This window comes from Polaribacter litorisediminis (genome assembly GCF_019968605.1).
Taxonomy (GTDB): Bacteria; Bacteroidota; Bacteroidia; order Flavobacteriales; family Flavobacteriaceae; genus Polaribacter; species Polaribacter litorisediminis.
Window position 1 is genome coordinate 956,813 of sequence record NZ_CP082966.1, and the last position, 18,417, is coordinate 975,229.

Annotated in this window: 13 protein-coding genes; 7 read left to right on the forward strand and 6 right to left on the reverse strand. The window is 31.5% G+C overall.

Annotated elements, in window-relative coordinates; all coding sequences use genetic code 11:
- Window position 1 precedes the first annotated feature (1 nt).
- A complete protein-coding gene (locus K8354_RS04175; RefSeq protein ID WP_223445619.1) occupies window positions 2-964 on the forward strand; it encodes a glycosyltransferase family 2 protein in 963 nt (320 codons plus the stop codon).
- 54 nt (window positions 965-1,018) lie between these two features.
- On the opposite strand, the gene K8354_RS04180 is transcribed toward K8354_RS04175, so the two are convergent.
- The 3 genes from K8354_RS04180 to K8354_RS04190 form a co-directional block, all read right to left on the reverse strand.
- Window positions 1,019-3,484 carry a beta-mannosidase gene (locus K8354_RS04180; protein WP_223445621.1) on the reverse strand — a complete coding sequence of 822 codons (2,466 nt, stop codon included), beginning with the start codon at window positions 3,482-3,484 and terminating at the stop codon, window positions 1,019-1,021.
- Window positions 3,477-4,178 carry a copper homeostasis protein CutC gene (locus tag K8354_RS04185; protein ID WP_223445624.1) on the reverse strand — a complete coding sequence of 234 codons (702 nt, stop codon included), beginning with the start codon at window positions 4,176-4,178 and terminating at the stop codon, window positions 3,477-3,479. Before K8354_RS04185 ends, K8354_RS04180 begins: the two co-directional genes overlap by 8 nt.
- A 156-nt stretch (window positions 4,179-4,334) precedes the next feature.
- Entirely contained in the window at window positions 4,335-6,629 is a 2,295-nt protein-coding gene (locus K8354_RS04190; protein WP_223445626.1) for a beta-N-acetylhexosaminidase, read from the reverse strand.
- 40 nt (window positions 6,630-6,669) lie between these two features.
- Here K8354_RS04190 and K8354_RS04195 point away from each other — a divergent pair, with 40 nt between their 5' ends.
- The 6 genes from K8354_RS04195 (at window position 6,670) to K8354_RS04220 (ending at window position 13,434) form a co-directional block, all read left to right on the forward strand.
- On the forward strand, window positions 6,670-9,600 hold the full coding sequence (locus tag K8354_RS04195; protein ID WP_223445628.1) for a GH92 family glycosyl hydrolase: 2,931 nt from the start codon (window positions 6,670-6,672) through the stop codon (window positions 9,598-9,600).
- Between the two features lie 88 nt (window positions 9,601-9,688).
- Window positions 9,689-10,690, forward strand: coding sequence for an isoaspartyl peptidase/L-asparaginase family protein (locus tag K8354_RS04200; protein ID WP_223447579.1), 1,002 nt, complete (start codon window positions 9,689-9,691; stop codon window positions 10,688-10,690).
- 2 nt (window positions 10,691-10,692) lie between these two features.
- Entirely contained in the window at window positions 10,693-12,012 is a 1,320-nt protein-coding gene (locus tag K8354_RS04205; protein WP_223445629.1) for a sugar MFS transporter, read from the forward strand.
- A 221-nt stretch (window positions 12,013-12,233) separates the two neighbouring features.
- Window positions 12,234-12,623 carry a HEPN domain-containing protein gene (locus K8354_RS04210; RefSeq protein ID WP_223445631.1) on the forward strand — a complete coding sequence of 130 codons (390 nt, stop codon included), beginning with the start codon at window positions 12,234-12,236 and terminating at the stop codon, window positions 12,621-12,623.
- A gap of 4 nt (window positions 12,624-12,627) precedes the next feature.
- Window positions 12,628-13,008, forward strand: a complete 381-nt coding sequence (locus K8354_RS04215) for a hypothetical protein (RefSeq protein WP_223445633.1) — start codon at window positions 12,628-12,630, stop codon at window positions 13,006-13,008.
- Window positions 13,009-13,023: 15 nt separating this feature from the next.
- Complete coding sequence (locus K8354_RS04220; RefSeq protein ID WP_223445634.1) at window positions 13,024-13,434, forward strand: protein-export chaperone SecB; 411 nt, start codon at window positions 13,024-13,026, stop codon at window positions 13,432-13,434.
- Between the two features lie 99 nt (window positions 13,435-13,533).
- Here the strand turns inward: K8354_RS04220 and K8354_RS04225 are convergent, their stop codons facing one another.
- The 3 genes from K8354_RS04225 to yidC all read right to left on the reverse strand — a co-directional run bounded on the left by K8354_RS04225 (window position 13,534) and on the right by yidC (window position 18,310).
- A complete protein-coding gene (locus K8354_RS04225) occupies window positions 13,534-14,835 on the reverse strand; it encodes an acetyl-CoA hydrolase/transferase family protein (protein ID WP_496559641.1) in 1,302 nt (433 codons plus the stop codon).
- Window positions 14,836-14,845: 10 nt separating this feature from the next.
- Complete coding sequence (locus K8354_RS04230; RefSeq protein ID WP_223445636.1) at window positions 14,846-16,306, reverse strand: pyridoxal phosphate-dependent decarboxylase family protein; 1,461 nt, start codon at window positions 16,304-16,306, stop codon at window positions 14,846-14,848.
- A gap of 120 nt (window positions 16,307-16,426) precedes the next feature.
- Window positions 16,427-18,310, reverse strand: a complete 1,884-nt coding sequence (gene yidC, locus K8354_RS04235) for a membrane protein insertase YidC (protein WP_223445637.1) — start codon at window positions 18,308-18,310, stop codon at window positions 16,427-16,429.
- Window positions 18,311-18,417: the final 107 nt, after the last annotated feature.

The following is an 18,417-nucleotide window of genomic DNA, read 5'->3' on the forward strand; positions in this document are numbered from 1 at the left end:
ATTGAAATTATCATTTTCTATCATAATTCCTGTTTACAATCGTCCAAATGAAATTGACGAGTTGCTGGAAAGTCTTACAAAACAAGATTTTTCTGGTGATTTTGAGATCTTAATTATTGAAGACGGTTCCACCATTAAAAGTGATGTAGTTGTTGAGAAATATAAAAATGAACTGCATCTAAAATATTTTTTCAAAGAAAATACTGGAGCAGGAGCAAGCAGGAATTTCGGAATGCAACAAGCTTCAGGAAACTATTTTATCATTTTAGATTCAGATATTATTGTTCCATCTCAATATCTATCAACAGTAAAACAAACCTTAGAAAACAATTTTACGGATGCTTTTGGTGGCCCAGATGCTGCACACCAAAGTTTTACATCCTTGCAAAAAGCTATTAATTATTCAATGACTTCTGTTTTAACAACAGGCGGAATTCGTGGAAAAAAAAACGGAGTAGGCAAGTTTCAGTTGAGAAGTTTCAATTTAGGAATCTCTAAAAAAGCGTTTGAAACCACCAAAGGTTTTTCAAAAATGAAAACAGGAGAAGATATCGATTTGACTTTTAGATTATGGAAAAGCGACTTTGAAACTCAATTAATTCCTGAAGCTTTTGTGTATCATAAACGTAAAAGTACCTTACAACAGTTTTTTAAACAAACGTATGCTTTTGGTACAGCAAGACCTATTTTAAATCGAAAATATCCAGGAAGTGCTAAAGTTACGTTTTGGTTTCCTAGTTTCTTTATTCTAGGATTTGGCATCAGTATTATCTTAGTAATTTTTGGTTATCTTCAATTTTTAACTTTATACGGATTTTATTTCGTGCTAATTTTCTTTGATTCCTTATTTCAAAATAAAAATGTACAAGTTGCTTTTTTAAGTATACTAACTTCTTTCACACAATTTTTGGGCTATGGATTGGGGTTTTTGCAATCGCAAATTTTTAAGAAGTTTAAAAATTAATAATTCTCGATACAAAATTGTTTATTTTTCTTAATTACACTCAACTGACATGACTCAGTTCAACGTATTCAAAGTTTTAATTTTTAAATCATCTAAAGAATCTATATCAGATTTAAACTCAATTACTTTCGTTTCATTCGGCATCAAATCAAAAAAGTTATCAGAAAAATGCCCTTTTTTATCAGTAAACAAAAACACATCTTTTTGTAAAACATCGCTTTTTAAAGTGATGGAAAAACCATTTTTTATTTTCGTAATCTTTTGCTGAACCTTTCCTTTTGGTAAGTTTAAATCTTTGGATTTCGAAAAATAAAAGTATGATTTTTGATCATTAAATTCAGTAATGAAGACTGAGTTTTCTATATCAACTTTTTCTAACGGAAATTCATAAAATTGTTTGCTACTATTTTCTAAAACTTTAATTTCTTTCGAATCTGACCAGATCTCTTTTCCATAAAAATCAATTACTTTCAATTTTAAATTTCCTTGTAATCTTTGAAAAGAATCATTAATAACATAAGTTGTTACAGTATCATTTTGTATTACTGACGAAATTAACACATTTTCAAAAGCATTTTTAGCTTTATACTGTAAGGCTTTCCAATTGCCAAAATAATCGATGCTAGACCATGAAATTGCTGGCCAGCAATCATTTAGTTGCCAATATAAAGAACCCATATTGTAAGGTTTAGTTCTTCTGTGTGCTTCAATTCCCATCACAATTCCTTTGGCTTGTACTAATTGACTTACGTATACATAATCTTCTTCATTTGTGGGGATATTATAGTCACGCGCCATATATGTATCAATCAATTGAAAACCTCTAATATGTTTTTGATGCGATTTTACAGCGGTTGTTTTTAAAGAAATTGTATCCGTTTGATTGATATATTTCAAGGTTTCAAAACTCGGAAAAGACTGAAAACCAAACTCACTCATAAACCTCGGAACATTATTTTCAAAGTGCTCAAAAGGATATCCATCATGCCAAACCCACCAATCATGAGCATCTCCTTCTGTTTTGTATTTTGGGTTTCCTCGTCCATATTTTGGCGAAGTTTCCCAATAGTCCGTTTCACTAAATTCGGCAACTACCTTTGGTAATATGGAATCAAAAACTGCTAAATAATCGTTCCAAATATTTTTTTTCTCTTTTTCGGTTCTATTATTTTGCCATCCCCAACGTTTCCATCCTTCAGAATTTTCATTATTTCCGCACCACAGAGCAATAGAAGTATGATTTCTTAATCTTTTAACTTGTTGTATTGCTTCTTCTTTTACATTCGCCAAGAACTCAATATCTCCAGGATACATCGCACAAGCAAACATAAAATCCTGCCAAACTAAGATTCCTTTTTCATCACATAAATCGTAAAAAATATCATTTTCATAAATTCCACCACCCCAAACTCGTAATATATTCATGTTCGATTCGGCAACATCTGACAATAATTTTTCATAATGTTGATTTGAAACTTTATTTTGAAAACTATTTTGCGGAATGTAATTGGCGCCTTTCATATAGACGGGTTTTCCATTCAATTCAAAATAGAAAGATTCGCCAATAGTATCTTTTTTAGTGATGAGTTTTATCGTTCTAATTCCTTTTTTGATTGATTTTTCGTCTTTAATTTTTTTATCATAAATTAACCGAAAATCAAATTGATATAAATAAGGGTTTCCTAAATTATGTGTCCACCACAAGGTTGGATTTTCAATTTCAATAGGAACCTTATAGGTGTGAATTCCTTTTTTTATTTCAATTTTTTGAAGAATTTCTTTTGTGGCAACATTGATTTTAATTTCCGCTACTGCGTCCAAATCGCTTTCAATGGTAATTTCTGCAATCAGATTTGCTTTGAGTTCAGTTAACTTTTCTTGACGGATAAAAATATTTTTAAAACGCATTTCATTCCAAGCAACTAATGAAACTTTTTTCCAAATTCCTGAAGTATTTAGTTGTGGTCCCCAATCCCAGCCATATTGAAATTGAGCTTTTCGGGTATAGACTCTTTTTCCTTCAGGCAAATAGTAAAGATTTTTCTCTTCTAATTTTTTCTCAATTTCACGATTGTTTAGTAAGTATATTTTTAATTGATTTTCTTTTTTTATTAATTTTTTAACATCAAAATTAAAAGTTCTAAATGCATTATTAGTTTCTCCGAGTAAAGAATCATTTAAATAAATTTTAGCATAGGTGTCCAACCCATTAAAATTCAATTCAATATGCTGCTTTTTTAAAATATCCTCAGAAAGTTGAAAAGAGGTTCTATATTCCCAACTCTTATTAGAAACCCATTGCACTTTCTCCTCATTATTTTTAGTGAAAGGATCTTCAATAATTTTATGAGACAATAAATCTGTAAATATATTTCCTGGAACAGTTGCTGTTTTCCAATCTAAAGTGTCAAGTCCTTTAAATTGCCAGTTTTCAATCAATGGTATTTTTATTGGAGTATCTTTTTTTAAGGGATTACATCCAAAAAATAACACGACTAATAAACCAATAATTCTACGCATTTTTAATCACTTTTAAAATTTCTTGAATGTTTTCTAAATCAGAAACTGTTTGTGGAGTTTTATCAAAAAATACACTTGAACTAGTTATCTCTTTTGATGCTGAACTATGAATTTCTTTAAATCCTGCTTTTTTAAATAGAATAGCATTTTTGGAATTTATACCACTTCCTGGTAGAATAATCAAGTTGTCTTTTGCTATTTCTTGTAGTTCTTTCAGTAGGTCAATTCCGTTTTCTGCTTTTTCTTGCAAACCAGAAGTTAGAATTCTATCCACTCCAAGATACATTAATTGATTTAAAGCTTTCTTCGGATGTTCAACACAATCAAAAGCTCTATGAAATGTAAAAGAAAGAGGTTTTGAAAGCTGAATCAGTTCTTTTGTTCTTTCAATATCAATAGAATTATCTTCATTTAGAACCCCAGAAACAATTCCGCTAAAATCGAGTTTTTTACAGATTTTAATATCTGATTTCATTTGTTCAAATTCATCATCAGCATAACAAAAATTACCACTTCTTGGTCTTATTAAAACGTTTACAGGAATAGTAATATTTTCAGAAATATTTTTTAATAATCCGTAAGAAGGAGTAATGCCACCAACAGACAACTCTGAACAGAGTTCAATTCTTTGGGCGCCCGAATTTTGAGCGTTTGTTGCTGATTGATATGAGTTTGCGCAGATTTCTAGTTTCATTTTATTTCTGTCATTCCTTTGAAAACAGGAGTCTTATTAGGTGTTTGTCACATCGAGTGATTTTGAGTTTTTTCTCAAAATTGTATCGAGATGTTTTTTGTTCTCTGTACAAATTTTTTTATTCTTCAAAAATTCACTCGAATTGACACCGTGTTTTTATTCAACAATTATTTCATCAATAAAAGTCCATGCTTTATTCCCCGCACCTTGTTTTCCATCGGGAATTATTCCGTAATTTGGAATTGTAATTTTCAAAGAATTAATTTTTTCTTTCTTAGGGTTTAATTCGGATAAATTATATTTGAAATTCACTAATAATGAATCATTTTTTGTTTGTGTATTTTTTGACAAAGCAACTTTGCCATTTTCTAAATTAAATTGGATATGCACTTCTTTTGGTGCATAAATCCATTGACCATTTCCATTATAAAAACGTGTTGAGATGGAGTTGATTTCTGTGGGTTTATCAAAATCAATCGTAATTTCTACATCATCACCAGAAAACCCTAACCATTCTTGATCTCCATAACGTTTGTTATTTCCAGAAATCCCATTAATTAAAGCTTGTTTTCCTCCAGCATTATAGGCTTTATGAGGTTCAACATTCAAAGAAATATTGGTTCCAACAGCTTTGTGTAAGTTAATTCTTTGTTCAAAAATAGAACCTAATATTTTTTCTGAATCAAAAACAACAGCTTTTATAGTTGTTGATGAATCAATTGGAATTGGTTTTTCATAATAAGCATCACCTAAAAGTAAATTTGGTGTTCTTCCATTCAAACTATAAAAAATCTTTTTATCAGTCGTCGTTTCAAGCTTATACTTTAATTGTCCATTTTCTTTTATCAATTCACCCTTCACTTCATATAAATGGTTGGCATAATTTACATTCATCGCATCCAATCTTTTATTAAAATGCTCTAAACGGTTTATAAAATCTTTATAGTTTTTATTTTCTGATGAAGACCAAACAACTTCAGCCAAAGCAATCGCTCTTGGAAATGCCATATATTCTACTTTTTCAGGAGTTGGAATGTATTCTGTCCAGACATTTCCCTGTGCACCTAAAACATATTTTGCTTCTTCCTTTGTTAATTCTTCAGGAATTGGGTTAAAACGATACACTTTTTCTAAAGGTAAAAATCCGCCAATAGCCAAAGGCTCATTTTCGTTGTCAGATTGATAATGATCAAAATAACAATGAGAATTTGGGGTTAAAATCACGTTGTGTTGTTTTTTTGCTGCTTCAACCCCGCCTTTAGTTCCTCGCCAAGACATCACCGTTGCATTGGGTGCTAATCCCCCTTCTAAAATTTCGTCCCAACCAATAATTTGTTTTCCTTTTTGGTTGATGTATTTCTCCATTCTAGAAATGAAATAACTTTGCAAACCATGTTCATCTTTTAAGCCCTTCTTTCTGATGAGTTGCTGGCAATGAGTACACGATTTCCATCGGGTTTTTGGTGCTTCATCGCCACCAATATGAATATATTTCCCTGGAAATAATTCAACGACTTCATCAATTACATCCTCTAAAAACTGAAAAGTTGTTTCTTTCGGACAATAAATATCTTCGAAAACGCCCCATTTGGTGGCAACTTCAATTTTATTTCCAGTACAACCTAATTCAGGATAGGCAGCAAGTGCCGCCTGAGAATGTCCGGGCATTTCTATTTCCGGAATGATGGTAACTTGTCTTTCTGTAGCATATTGAACGATGTCTTTTATTTCTTCTTGGGTGAAAAATCCGCCATATTTTTTACCATCAAATTGATGTGGTTGCTCTGAATAATGTCCTATTAAAGTTTCGTTTCTAAACGCTGAAATTTCTTGTAATTTTGGATATTTCTTAATCTCAATGCGCCAACCTTGATCTTCTGTTAAATGCCAATGAAAAGTATTCATTTTTAACATTGCCATTAAGTTGATGTATTTCTTAATAAATGCGACAGAGAAAAAATGACGTGCAACATCTAAATGCATTCCTCGGTATGAAAAACGCGGGGCATCTTTAATTTCTAAACACTGAATTGCTATGGATTTTATATGTGTTTTTATGGGCATTAATTGCAGTAAACTCTGCACGGCATAAAATGCACCTTTAGAGTTTTTTGAGGAAATTAGAATTTGATTTTCACCAATTTTTAAATGATACCCTTCTTCGTTATTCATGCTTTCATCAATCTTAAAAACAATTTTTTTATCACTTTTATGATTAGAAAATTCAATATGATACGTTTCTTTTAAGTAGGATTCAAAGTAGTTTGCAACTTCGCTTACTTCATCAGTAAAAATGAAATTAGTTTTCTCATCCAAAATATAAATACCTTGTTCAATTTTTTGAGAAACAGGCTTCGGAATGATATTTGGGGCCACTGGTATTGAAGTTTCCTGAGCACATCCAAATAAAAACAGAACAAATATGATTTTTAAATTATAGTGAATTTTCATTTTAGTATCTTGTGTCCGTAAATTTAAGAAACTGAAACTAATGAAACTTTATAAATCTTTTTTTTATCTCTCCCTACTTTTTTTTGTGGGCTGTACACAAGACAAAATTGAAGAAGCAAAAAAAGACAAAAAGCTTATCTCTTATGTAAATCCGTTTATTGGAACCGGCGGTCATGGGCATACATATCCGGGTGCCACGATGCCTTTTGGGATGATGCAACTATCACCAGACACTCGTTTAGATGGTTGGGATGGTTGTTCTGGATACCATTATTCAGATACTGAAATTTACGGATTTTCACATACACATTTAAGCGGAACGGGAGTTTCTGATTATGGAGATATTTTATTAATGCCCACTAATAAACTAATTTTTAATAATGGCGCTGACGGAAAAGAAGGTTATAAAAGTAAATTTTCTCATGAGAATGAAGAAGCTGAACCGGGTTTTTATAAAGTCCATTTAGACGATACAAATATAGATGTTGCTTTAACGCTTTCTAAACGAAGTGGCATGCATCAATATAATTTTCCAGCTTCGGATAATCAGTTTGTAATTTTAGACTTAGTACACAGGGATAAAGTATTAGATGCAAAAATTAATAGAATTTCAGACACAGAATTAACAGGTTACCGTTTTTCCGAAGCTTGGGCAACAGACCAACGTTTATTTTTTGCCATCGAAACTTCCCATTCTTTTACTGATGTTTTACAATCACCACCTAAAAAAGGGTTGGCAGGAGCTCAGAAAATAGCTTTGAATTTTATCAATCCAAATAATGAGCCAGTTAGTATCAAAATAGGAATTTCGGCAGTGGATATAGAAGGTGCAAAGAAAAATTTAGAAGCCGAAATAGGAAATCAAACTTTTGAGGAAGTCAAAAAAACTGCACAAGATTTTTGGGAGAAACAATTAGAAAAAATTGTAGTAGAGGATACTAATGAAGATCATAAAGTCAATTTTTATACTTCCATGTATCATGTTTCCATCGCACCCAATTTGTATCAGGATGTAGATGGAAGATATCGAGGAATGGATATGAAAATTCATGAAACCAAAGATTTTGATTATTACACTGTTTTTTCTTTATGGGATACTTACCGGGCAGCTCATCCGCTGTATACAATCATAGAACAAGAAAAGACCAACGATTTTATCAACACTTTTTTGGCGAAATATGATGAAGGAGGCATCATGCCAATTTGGGATTTAGCCGCAAATTACACAGGTTGTATGATTGGCTATCACGCCGTGCCTGTAATTGCAGATGCGTATTTAAAAGGAATTAGAAGCTATGATGTGGAGAAAGCGTTTAAGGCGATGAAACATTCTGCAACTCGTGATAAATTAGGGCTAGATTCTTATAAAAACTTCGGATTTATTCCTGTTGAAAAAGAATCTGAATCGGTCTCTAAAACTTTGGAGTATGCCTATGACGATTGGACAATTGCACAAATGGCGAAGTCATTAGGGAAAGAAGATGATTATAAAATGTACTCAGAAAGAGCGCAATATTATAAGAATGTTTTTGACCCTGAAAGTCAATTTATGAGAGGACGTTTTAGAAATACTTGGTTTGCACCTTTTGATCCGTATGAAGTGAATTTTAATTATACAGAAGCAAATTCTTGGCAATACAGTTTTTACGTACCACAAGATATTACTGGATTTACAAAATTATTGGGAGGTAAAGCACAATTGGAAAATCAATTAGATAAATTATTTACGGCAGAAGATAAAACTTCTGGAAGTCACCAAGTAGATATTACAGGTTTGATTGGGCAATATGCACACGGAAACGAACCAAGTCATCACATGGCGTATTTGTATAATTTTGTAAATAAACCTGGCAAAACCCAAGAAAAAGTCCGTCAGATTTTAACAGAATTGTATACAAATACACCAGATGGGATTTCAGGAAACGAAGATTGTGGACAAATGAGTGCCTGGTATATTTTTAGTTCGCTGGGTTTTTATCCTGTTACGCCTGGTTCTAATCAATATATCATTGGTTCGCCTTTGTTTGAAAAAGCGACGATCAATCTAGAAAGCGGAAAATCATTTACAGTTGAAGCTAAAAATCAATCTGAAGAAAATAAATACATCAAATCTGTAAAACTCAATGGAGAAAATTATGAGTATTCTTTTATCAATCATTCTGATATTATGAATGGAGGAAATTTGGTTTTTGAAATGACAAATGAACCTTCAAATTGGGGGACAAAAGATAAATTTATTCCATCAACAAAAATTGATGAGCATGTAATTGTGGCTTCACCATTTATTGCAAAAGGAGCTATTGCTTTTAAAGGAAGTACAGAGGTTAGTTTAGGAAATGTAGACAAAGAAGCTAGTGTATATTATAGACTAGGTTCTAAAGGTGGATTTAAAAAATATGAGAAACCATTGACCATTGCTAAATTTATGAATTTAGCTGTATATGCTGAGAAAGCTGGAATTAAAAGCAAAACGATTACCACTGATTTCTATAAAATAGATCCAAATCTAAAAATTGATTTACTAAGTGACTATGCAAATCAGTACAATGCAGGAGGAAATAATGCTTTAATCGATGGAATCTTGGGAACAGAGGATTTTAGAACAGGAACCTGGCAGGGCTATTTTGATACAGATTTAGTGGCAGTTGTTGATTTAGGAAGTCAGAAAGAAATTAATGAAGTTTCGGTAAGTTTTTTGCAAGATCAAAGAAGTTGGATTTTTTATCCGACTGAAGTTACATGTTTAATTTCTTCTGATAATAAAAATTTTGAAGTTGGTTATTATAGAATAGATAATACAACAGAATCTGATGAAGTAAAAATTAGAGAAATTAAAATTCCTTTTGAGAATAAAAATATTAGATACATAAAAATCATCGCAAAAAAATTAGGCAAACTTCCAGCATGGCATTTAGGCTACAAACATGATGGTAGAAGTTGGTTGTTTGTTGATGAAATTCAAATTAAATAACGTCATTGCGAATGAGGAACGATGGAAGCAATTTTTTCCTATGAAAACAGATTGCTTCGAAAACTCTCAAGAACAAATCATATATAAAATGAAAAGAAGAAACTTTATAAAAAAAGCATCAGCAACAGGTTTAGGATTGGTAGCAGTTTCATCAACTTTTATGAGTTGTGATGAAACCAAAGAAGATAAAAAAATAGTTTCACCAATTTCGGAAGTTATAAAACCATTGGTCATTGCAACTTGGAAAACAGATTTAGCCGTAGAAACTGCAGCGGCAGTTTTAGAAAAAGGAGGAACCGCTTTAGAAGCTGTTGAGCAAGGTTGTAGAATTGAAGAAGCCAATGAGAAAGGGCAGTCTGTGGGTAAAGGAGGTTTGCCAGATAGAGACGGGGATGTTACTTTAGATGCTTGTATTATGAATGAAAAAGGAGATTATGGAGCTGTTTTAGGTGTAAAAAACATTAAACATGTAATTTCCGTAGCTAGAAAAGTAATGGAAGCGACCCCTCATGTAATGTTAGTAGGTGTAGGAGCCGAAAAATTCGCCCTTTCACAAGGTTTTAAAAGAGAAAACTTGTTAACAGAAGCTTCTAAAAAAGCATGGGAAAAATGGAAAATTAAATCAGAATACAAACCGATTATCAATATCGAAAACCATGATACAATTGGTATGCTGGCGATTGACAAAAAAGGTAATATTTCGGGTGCTTGTACCACGAGTGGTTTGGCATATAAAATGGCAGGTAGAGTAGGAGATTCCCCTATTATTGGAGGTGGTTTATTTGTTGATAATGAAATTGGCGGAGCCTCTGCCACGGGTTTAGGTGAAGAAGTTTTAAAAACGGTGGGAAGTTTTTTAATTGTCGAATTAATGCGTCAAGGAAAATCACCGCAAGAAGCTTGTGAAGAAGCTATCGGAAGAATCGTAAACAAACCTGGAAAGGATTTTACTAATTTTCAAGTAGGATATATTGCCGTAAACAAACAAGGACAAACTGGCGCTTATTCCATTCACGAGTGGTTTAGTTATAATATTTATAAGAATAAGAAAAACCAAAATATCAAATCAGATTATTTTAACAAAGTATAAAAATGACATCAACATCAACCAATAAATCATACAAAAGTGCCTTTATATTTTTAACAATCTTATTTTTTCTTTGGGGATTTATTACAGTTTTGGTTGATAGTTTAGTGCCAAGATTAAAAGATGTTTTTGAAATGTCTTATGCAAAAACAGTTTTGGTGCAATTTGCATTTTTTGTTGCATTCTTTGTGTTTTCATTACCGGCAGGTTTTATTTTGTCTAAAATAGGATATAAAAAAGGAATTGTTTTAGGGTTGTTAACCATGGCTTTAGGCTGTTTGTTATTTTATCCTGCAGCAGCTTACAGAGCATTTCCTGTTTTTTTAATTGGTTATTTTACGCTTGCTGGCGGAATTACAATTTTGCAAGTAGCGGCAAACCCTTATGTTGCTTTGTTAGGTTCTGAAGACGGCGCAAGTAGTCGTTTAAATTTATCGCAAGCATTTAACTCTTTAGGAACCACAATTGCGCCAGTTGTTGGGGCTTTATTTTTATTAAGCGATTCTGTAAAAACATCTGCAGAAATCGATGTATTGTCAGCAATAGAAAAATCAAATTACTATATAGTAGAAGCTGAAACTGTGCAAACTCCGTTTTTATGGATCGCATTTTTTATTGTTGTTTTAGCCGTTGTTTTTTTGTTTATTAAATTACCAAAATTAATGCGAGAAAGTCCGAAAGGAGGATATGTTACCTTGTTGAAAAACAAAGTGCTATTAATGGGCGCTTTAGGAATTTTCGTTTATGTTGGCGCAGAAGTTGCCATTGGTAGTTTTTTAGTAAATTATTTTTCTGATATGAATTTGGCTATCATCATTAAAGAAAATGAAACCATGATGCATATTGCAAACACAATTGCTAGTACTTTTAATAAAACATTTTCTGGATCGGATTCAAAATCTTTATTAGGGATTTTTGTAATATTCTATTGGGGAGGAGCAATGATTGGACGTTTTGTTGGTGCGTATTTAAATACAATTATGATGCCTGGAAAAGTGTTGAGTATTTTTGCTTTCTTAGCTATTTTCATGATTTTAATTTCAATGAATACAATAGGGTTACTTTCTATGTGGTCTATTTTAGCGGTGGGATTATTTAACTCCATTATGTTTCCAACTATTTTTACATTGAGTTTAGAAGGGTTGGGAGATTTAAAAGCACAAGCTTCTGGCTTGCTTTGTTTGGCAATTGTGGGCGGTGCTATTGTGCCTTTTATTTTCGGTAGTTTAATTGATGGTTATGGTTTTAAAACAGCGTTTATTTTAACCATTTTATGTTATGGCTATATTTTGTTTTATGGGAGGTTGAAAACAAGGAAAATATAGTTTTTTGATTTGCTAACGAGTTTGTAAATGGTAGTTGCGGTTTAAAGTACTAAAATAAGTAAACATTAACAAACATATAAAGTCCGTTCGAACTTTCATAAATAAGCGATAAGCAAGCAATAAATTATACAAGTTTTTGGTAGTATTTGTTTTTATTATTCGTATATTCAATTGTTGTATATTTGCAACCTCTTAAAATGATGTTTTAATAAAGTTATTGATTGAGTTTTTTAAATAATAAATCAGATTTTAATTTAGAAGGAGCAAAGGTCTTAATTGAAAACAACCTTTTTGCTCCAAGTGTACATTGTTCATATTATTCTGTCTTTCAGAAGTTAAAGTATAAATATATTACAAAGGCAAGCATTTCTTATAATGTACTAACTCAAAATATAATTGCCGATAAGAGAAATACTCATAAATATATCATCGATGAATTTTGTGACTTTATTCAAGACAGATATAAAAAAAGAGATATTAAAAATAAAATAAATGATTTAAAAGCTTTCAGAAATCAATCAGACTATGATGATATAGAAATAAATCATAGTAAAAGTAGTCTGGCATTAGCTAAAAGCGAGGAATTATTAAAAGAATTAAAGACTTTATAAAATTATGAATTCAATAGAAGTATTAAAAGCGGAATTACAAGAATTATTTTCTTTAATTGATGGTATTGAAATAAGATACGAATTTAAAAAAAGTACTTTTACTCACATTGTAGAGGTAAAACCTTTAGATTTATTTAGTTCTAATAGTCTATACATAGAAAAAGAAATAGAGTTAGAGGAGAAGTTTTCTGAATTATTTCCTAATGAAGATTTGGTTTTTGTTTCAGAAAATTCTTTATCAAAAATAGAAGAAGCAGATTTGACATTAATATCTTTCAAGGTGTCTTATAAACAGGAAAAACAGATGTTTTATTCTATTGGTGAACTTATTAATGATTTTCAGATGGATATAAATAGTGAAATTAATTATGCATTAGCAGCTTAGTTTTAAATAAAAAAAATGGAAAATTCAGAATTTCAATTTATTGGGTTTTTAATAAAAAAATCTAAGATAGAAATAAATAGTACTAAAGATTTGGACTTATCAATTAAGTTCAAACCTTCAGGTAAGTTGAATAAAGTTAATTCTACATTTAAATTAGTTTTGGATATTCTTATTACAGAAAAAAATAATGAACTAAATATAGAAGTTCAGTCAGAAGGAGAGTTTGTTTATAATAATTTGACTGATGAAAGATTAAATCAATTTTTGTATTTAAATGCACCAGCGATATTATTTCCTTACATAAGGTCATATATAACAAGTTTAACTGCTCTTTCAGGAGTTAGTCCAATAGTATTACCAACATTGAATTTAAGCAGTCTTAAAGATGAATTAAAAAAGAATGTTACTGTTGTAGACAAGACTTAATTACTGCCAATGCGTTAGCGAATATGCGTCATTTTAATAACTTATAATCGTCGTTAGCGAAGTTAGTTTTTTTGAATCAAAAAATTAAATGAATGCGACCTACAAAAACCGTTCATGCGCTTCTTTTTCTAGAGCTTCTCTAAAATTGGGATGTGCAATAGAAATTAATAGTTTGGCACGTTCTTTTAAACTTTTCCCGAAAAGATTTACCACGCCATATTCTGTAGCAACATAATGCACATGAGCTCTTGTGGTGGTTACGCTTGCTCCTTGCTTTAAAAAAGGGGTGATTTTAGAAATTCCTTTTTGGGTGATAGAAGGCATGGCGATAATAGCTTTTCCGCCTTTAGATAAAGATGCGCCTCTAATAAAATCCATTTGTCCTCCAACTCCAGAATATTGATACGTACCAATAGAATCTGCGCAGACTTGTCCAGTTAAATCAATTTCTAAAGCACTGTTTATAGCAGTAACTTTTGGGTTTAATTGTATAATACTAGTATCGTTTGTATACCCCGCCTCTTTAAAATGAACAAGAGGATTATCATCTATAAAATCGTATAATTTTTGAGTTCCCATGGCAAATGAAGTTACAATTTTTCCGGTTTTAATTTCCTTTTCTTCACCTGTAATTACTCCATTTTCAATTAAGGGTAATATTCCGTCAGAAAACATTTCCGTATGAATACCCAATCGTTTATGGTTTTCAAGATTACTCAGAACTGCATTGGGGATATTCCCAATTCCCATTTGTAAAGTGGCTCCATCTTCAATTAAATTAGCAACATTTTCTCCAATTTTAGTTTCAATAGCTGTTGGATTTTGATTGGAGATTTGATGGATGGGTTGATCTACTTCAACTGCAAAATTTATTTGATTGGCATGTATAATTCCATCTCCATGCGTTCTAGGTACTTGTGAATTTACCAAAGCCACTACTTTTTTTGCAGTTTGTATGGCAGGTAAAGTAATATCTACTGAAGTTCCTAAAGAACAATACCCATGTTTATCGGGAGGAGAAACTTGAATAAAAGCAACATCTAAAGGCAAAATATGCTTTCTAAAAAGGATATGAATTTCACTTAAAAAAATAGGAATATAATCGCCATTATTCGTATTTACTCCTTTTCTTACATTATTGCCCACAAAACAACTGATCAATTTAAAGGAATCGCTGTAAGGTTGGGTTAAAAATTTGGCTTCTCCATGGGTATGAATTTGAATAATTTTCACATCTTTTAATTCTTGATAACGATTACAAAGCGTATCAATTAATAAATTTGGTGTCATGGCTGCCCCTTGAAAAAAAACACTATCTCCAGATTGCACATTGCTTACAGCTTCTTCTAAAGTAACGATGTTTAAATAATGATTCATGTAGTTGACTTGTTTTGTAAGGATTTACTTTAATTTACGAACTATAAATGGTAATATCATTCAATTTTTTTTGGATCTTAGCGCCAATTTCCTCGCATTTTTGAATTGTTTGAAGCACATCCTCAAATTTAGTTCTCGGATTGATCAAGCACATTCTTAGTACAATTTGATTTTGTAAAATAGTGGTCACGAGCATAGCTTCTTCAGAAGAGATAATTTCTTGAGAGATTCTTTGATTGATAACATCTAATTTTTTTTCAGAAAAATTTTCAGATAAAGGATGATATCTGAAATTAATAATTCCTAAAGTAGCTGGAGAGACAATTTCCCAACAGGTGCTTTTTCGAAGATGCTCTTCTGTTTTTTTCGCTAAATTAATCGAATAATCTATGGCTTCTCTAAAAGATTGTAAGCCGAAACTTTTAATAGACATATAAAATTTTAGAGCTCTAAAACGCCTTGTTAATTGAATACCATGATCATAAAAATTAATTTCTGATGTATTGCCTTCTATATCTCTTAGGTATTCTGGTTTTTCTGTAAATGTATTACTTAACCATTTATGATTTCTAACTAATAAGCAGCCCATTTCGTAGGGTTGAAAAAACCATTTATGTGGATCTACGGTGATAGAGTCTGCTTTCTCTATGCCTGTTAAAATACTTTTTCCTTTTTTTGATAAAATCGCAGCGCCACCATATGCAGCATCAACATGAAACCAAATCTTTTCTTCTTTGCAAATTTTAGCGATTTCTTTTAAAGGATCTACGGTTCCAGTATTTGTTGCACCCGCAGTACCAATAACACAAAAAGGATCCAAATCTTCTAAGCGGTCTTTGGCAATAGCGTTTTTAAGCTTGTTTATAGACATCTTAAATTCTAAATCTGTAGGAATAATTCTTACCTGCTCTTTTTTAAAACCAATAGTTCTGATGGCTTTCATGTTCGAGGAATGGGTTTGATCTGATAAATAAATTACAGCTTTAGAAAAATCATCTCCACATTTTTGCCATCTTGCGGTAACTAAAGCGGTTAAGTTTGCCATAGAACCCCCACTGGTAAAAATTCCACCTCCTTTTTTAGTAGGCAATTTAAAAAGTTTTAATAGCCAATTGATGGTAACAATTTCTAATTCGGCGGCAGCTGGTGCGTTTGCCCATCCGCCAGAAAAAATATTAAAACCTGTTGCCAACGTATCTGCCATTACACTAATATAGTTGCTAGGTCCTGGCACGAAAGAGTATAGTTTTGGGTGCGATAAAATGTCCGTTTTTTTTAAAACAGTTGCTACTACAAAATCTAAAACATCTTCTATTTTTTCTCCTTGCTCAGGAGCTTCTTCCAAAAATAAAGCATCCATTTCTGCTCTTGTTGATTGATAAACTGGACTTTTAGAGTTTTGAGTTTCAAAATGATCAACAATGGTGTCTATTATTTTATATCCATAGCTTTTCATCTCTTCTTTGGATAGTGTGAGGGTTGGGTTTGATTTCATTGTAAAAACGATATGATCTTTATTTAATAGAGGTAAATGTACCGCTATAAATTTTCCTTAGGTATGATATTCATCATGCTTAAAAGAAAAACCCTCACAATTTGCGAGGGTTTTATTAAGTTACTTTTTTTTCTGTTGTGCTTGTTGTGCTTGCGCTTGTTTCATTGCATCGTCAATTTTTTGACGGAATTTACTTTTCTTCTTTTCTGGACGCTTTTTATTTTCTTCTATTTGAGCATGAATTTTATCTTCATCAATTACATAATTCTTAATAACTAACATAATAGCAATAGTTAACAAGTTAGAAATAAAGTAATACAAACTCAATGAACTTGCATAATTATTAAAGAAAAATAACATCATAATAGGAGAGAAGTAAATCATATACTTCATCATTTTACTCATATCTGGCATTCCTTCTTGCGTTGGTGCTTGCATATTTGCTTGCTGACTTTGATTCATTTTCATATAAAAGAAAATAGCAATAGACGCTAATATTGGAAATAAACTAACATGATCACCATAAAAAGGAATAGAGATCGGTAGTTGAAAAATGGTATCGTAAGAAGATAAATCTGGTGCCCATAAAAAACTTTCTTGTCTTAATGCTAAATTTGTTGGAAAAAACTTAAACAAAGCAAAGAATACTGGCATTTGTAAAACAGCCGGAATACAGCCGGACATCATACTAACTCCTGCTTTTCGTTGAATTGCCATGGTTTCTTGCTGACGCTTCATGGCGTTTTCTTTACCAGGATATTTTTCGTTTAAGGCCGTTAATTCAGGTCTTATTACCTTCATTTTTGCACTCGATAAATACGATTTATATACTAAAGGAGACATAAAAATACGAACCACAATGGTCATCAAGATAATAATCAACCCGAAGTTGCCCATGTAATTTTGTAAGAAATTAAAGACAGGATAAAATAAATTTCTGTTTAAGAAACCAAAAATACCCCAGCCTAAATCGGCAATTTCATCGATATCTGTTCCTGCAAATTGTTCGCTACTTAGCAAATTATAATCACTCGGGCCATAAAACCATTTCATGTTATAATTTAATTCACCACCGGTTAAAGCCAAAGCAGTCTTTAACTCATATTTTTTTGTGAAAACGGTATCAATTTCTTCATTATCCACTAAATCTGTTGAAGTGATCGTGGCATTATTAAACGGAGTATCTGTGAATAGATTAGAGGTAAAAAAGTGTTGTTTATACGCAACCCAATCTAAGGTATTTACAATTTCTGTATTACCAGCGTTTAAGTAATCAACTTCATCTTCTGCTTTATAGTAATAATAAGAATACATGGTATTCTCTGTTTTAATACTTTTTTCATGTCTATATCCTTTCAAAGCCCAATCCAAATTGATTGGATTCGAAGAATTAATTACCGAACTTAAGCCTTGAGACCGAATAGAAAAATCAACCAAATATTTCTTTGGTTTTATTTCATATCGGTATTCTAAAAACTGACTATCTGAGACTTTCAGTTTCATGGACAAAACAGTATTCTCTCCATTTTTACTTAAAACAGGCTCAAAAAATAAATCTTTGGTGTTTAAAATTCGGTTGTCTGTAGTTCCAAAATTAATGTTAAAAGATGCATTATTATCTTTTATCATATATAAAGGTAGCGAATCGTAGGTTTTGTAATTTTTGATTAATGCTTCCGTAATTTGACCTCCTTTATTATCGATGGTTAATTTTACTAAATTGTTTTGTATTACTGTAGAACCTTCTGAACCATTTATAGCACTTTGTGCAAAAGCGCCTAGTTTATTTTGAAATGCTATTTTTTTAATCGAATCGTTTTCAAAAGCATCGGTGTAAGTAGAAGTTGTAATTTTGTTTGGGGCTACTGCAGATGAATCTACAGTTTGGTCAGTTGTCAACTCTTCAATATCAGCTGGTTTATTGGTGTTAAAATACCAAAGCAGAATTCCTCCAAGAAGAATCATACCAATAAAAGAATTGTAATCGAATTTTTTTTGTTCCATATGTAAAATTAAATGTCAATTTGTCTTTTGTTCAAGAAAATATCTTGATAAAAATGCGACAAATGTAGCAAAACCTTGTTTATTTTAGTTGATTTTTCTACTGTTAT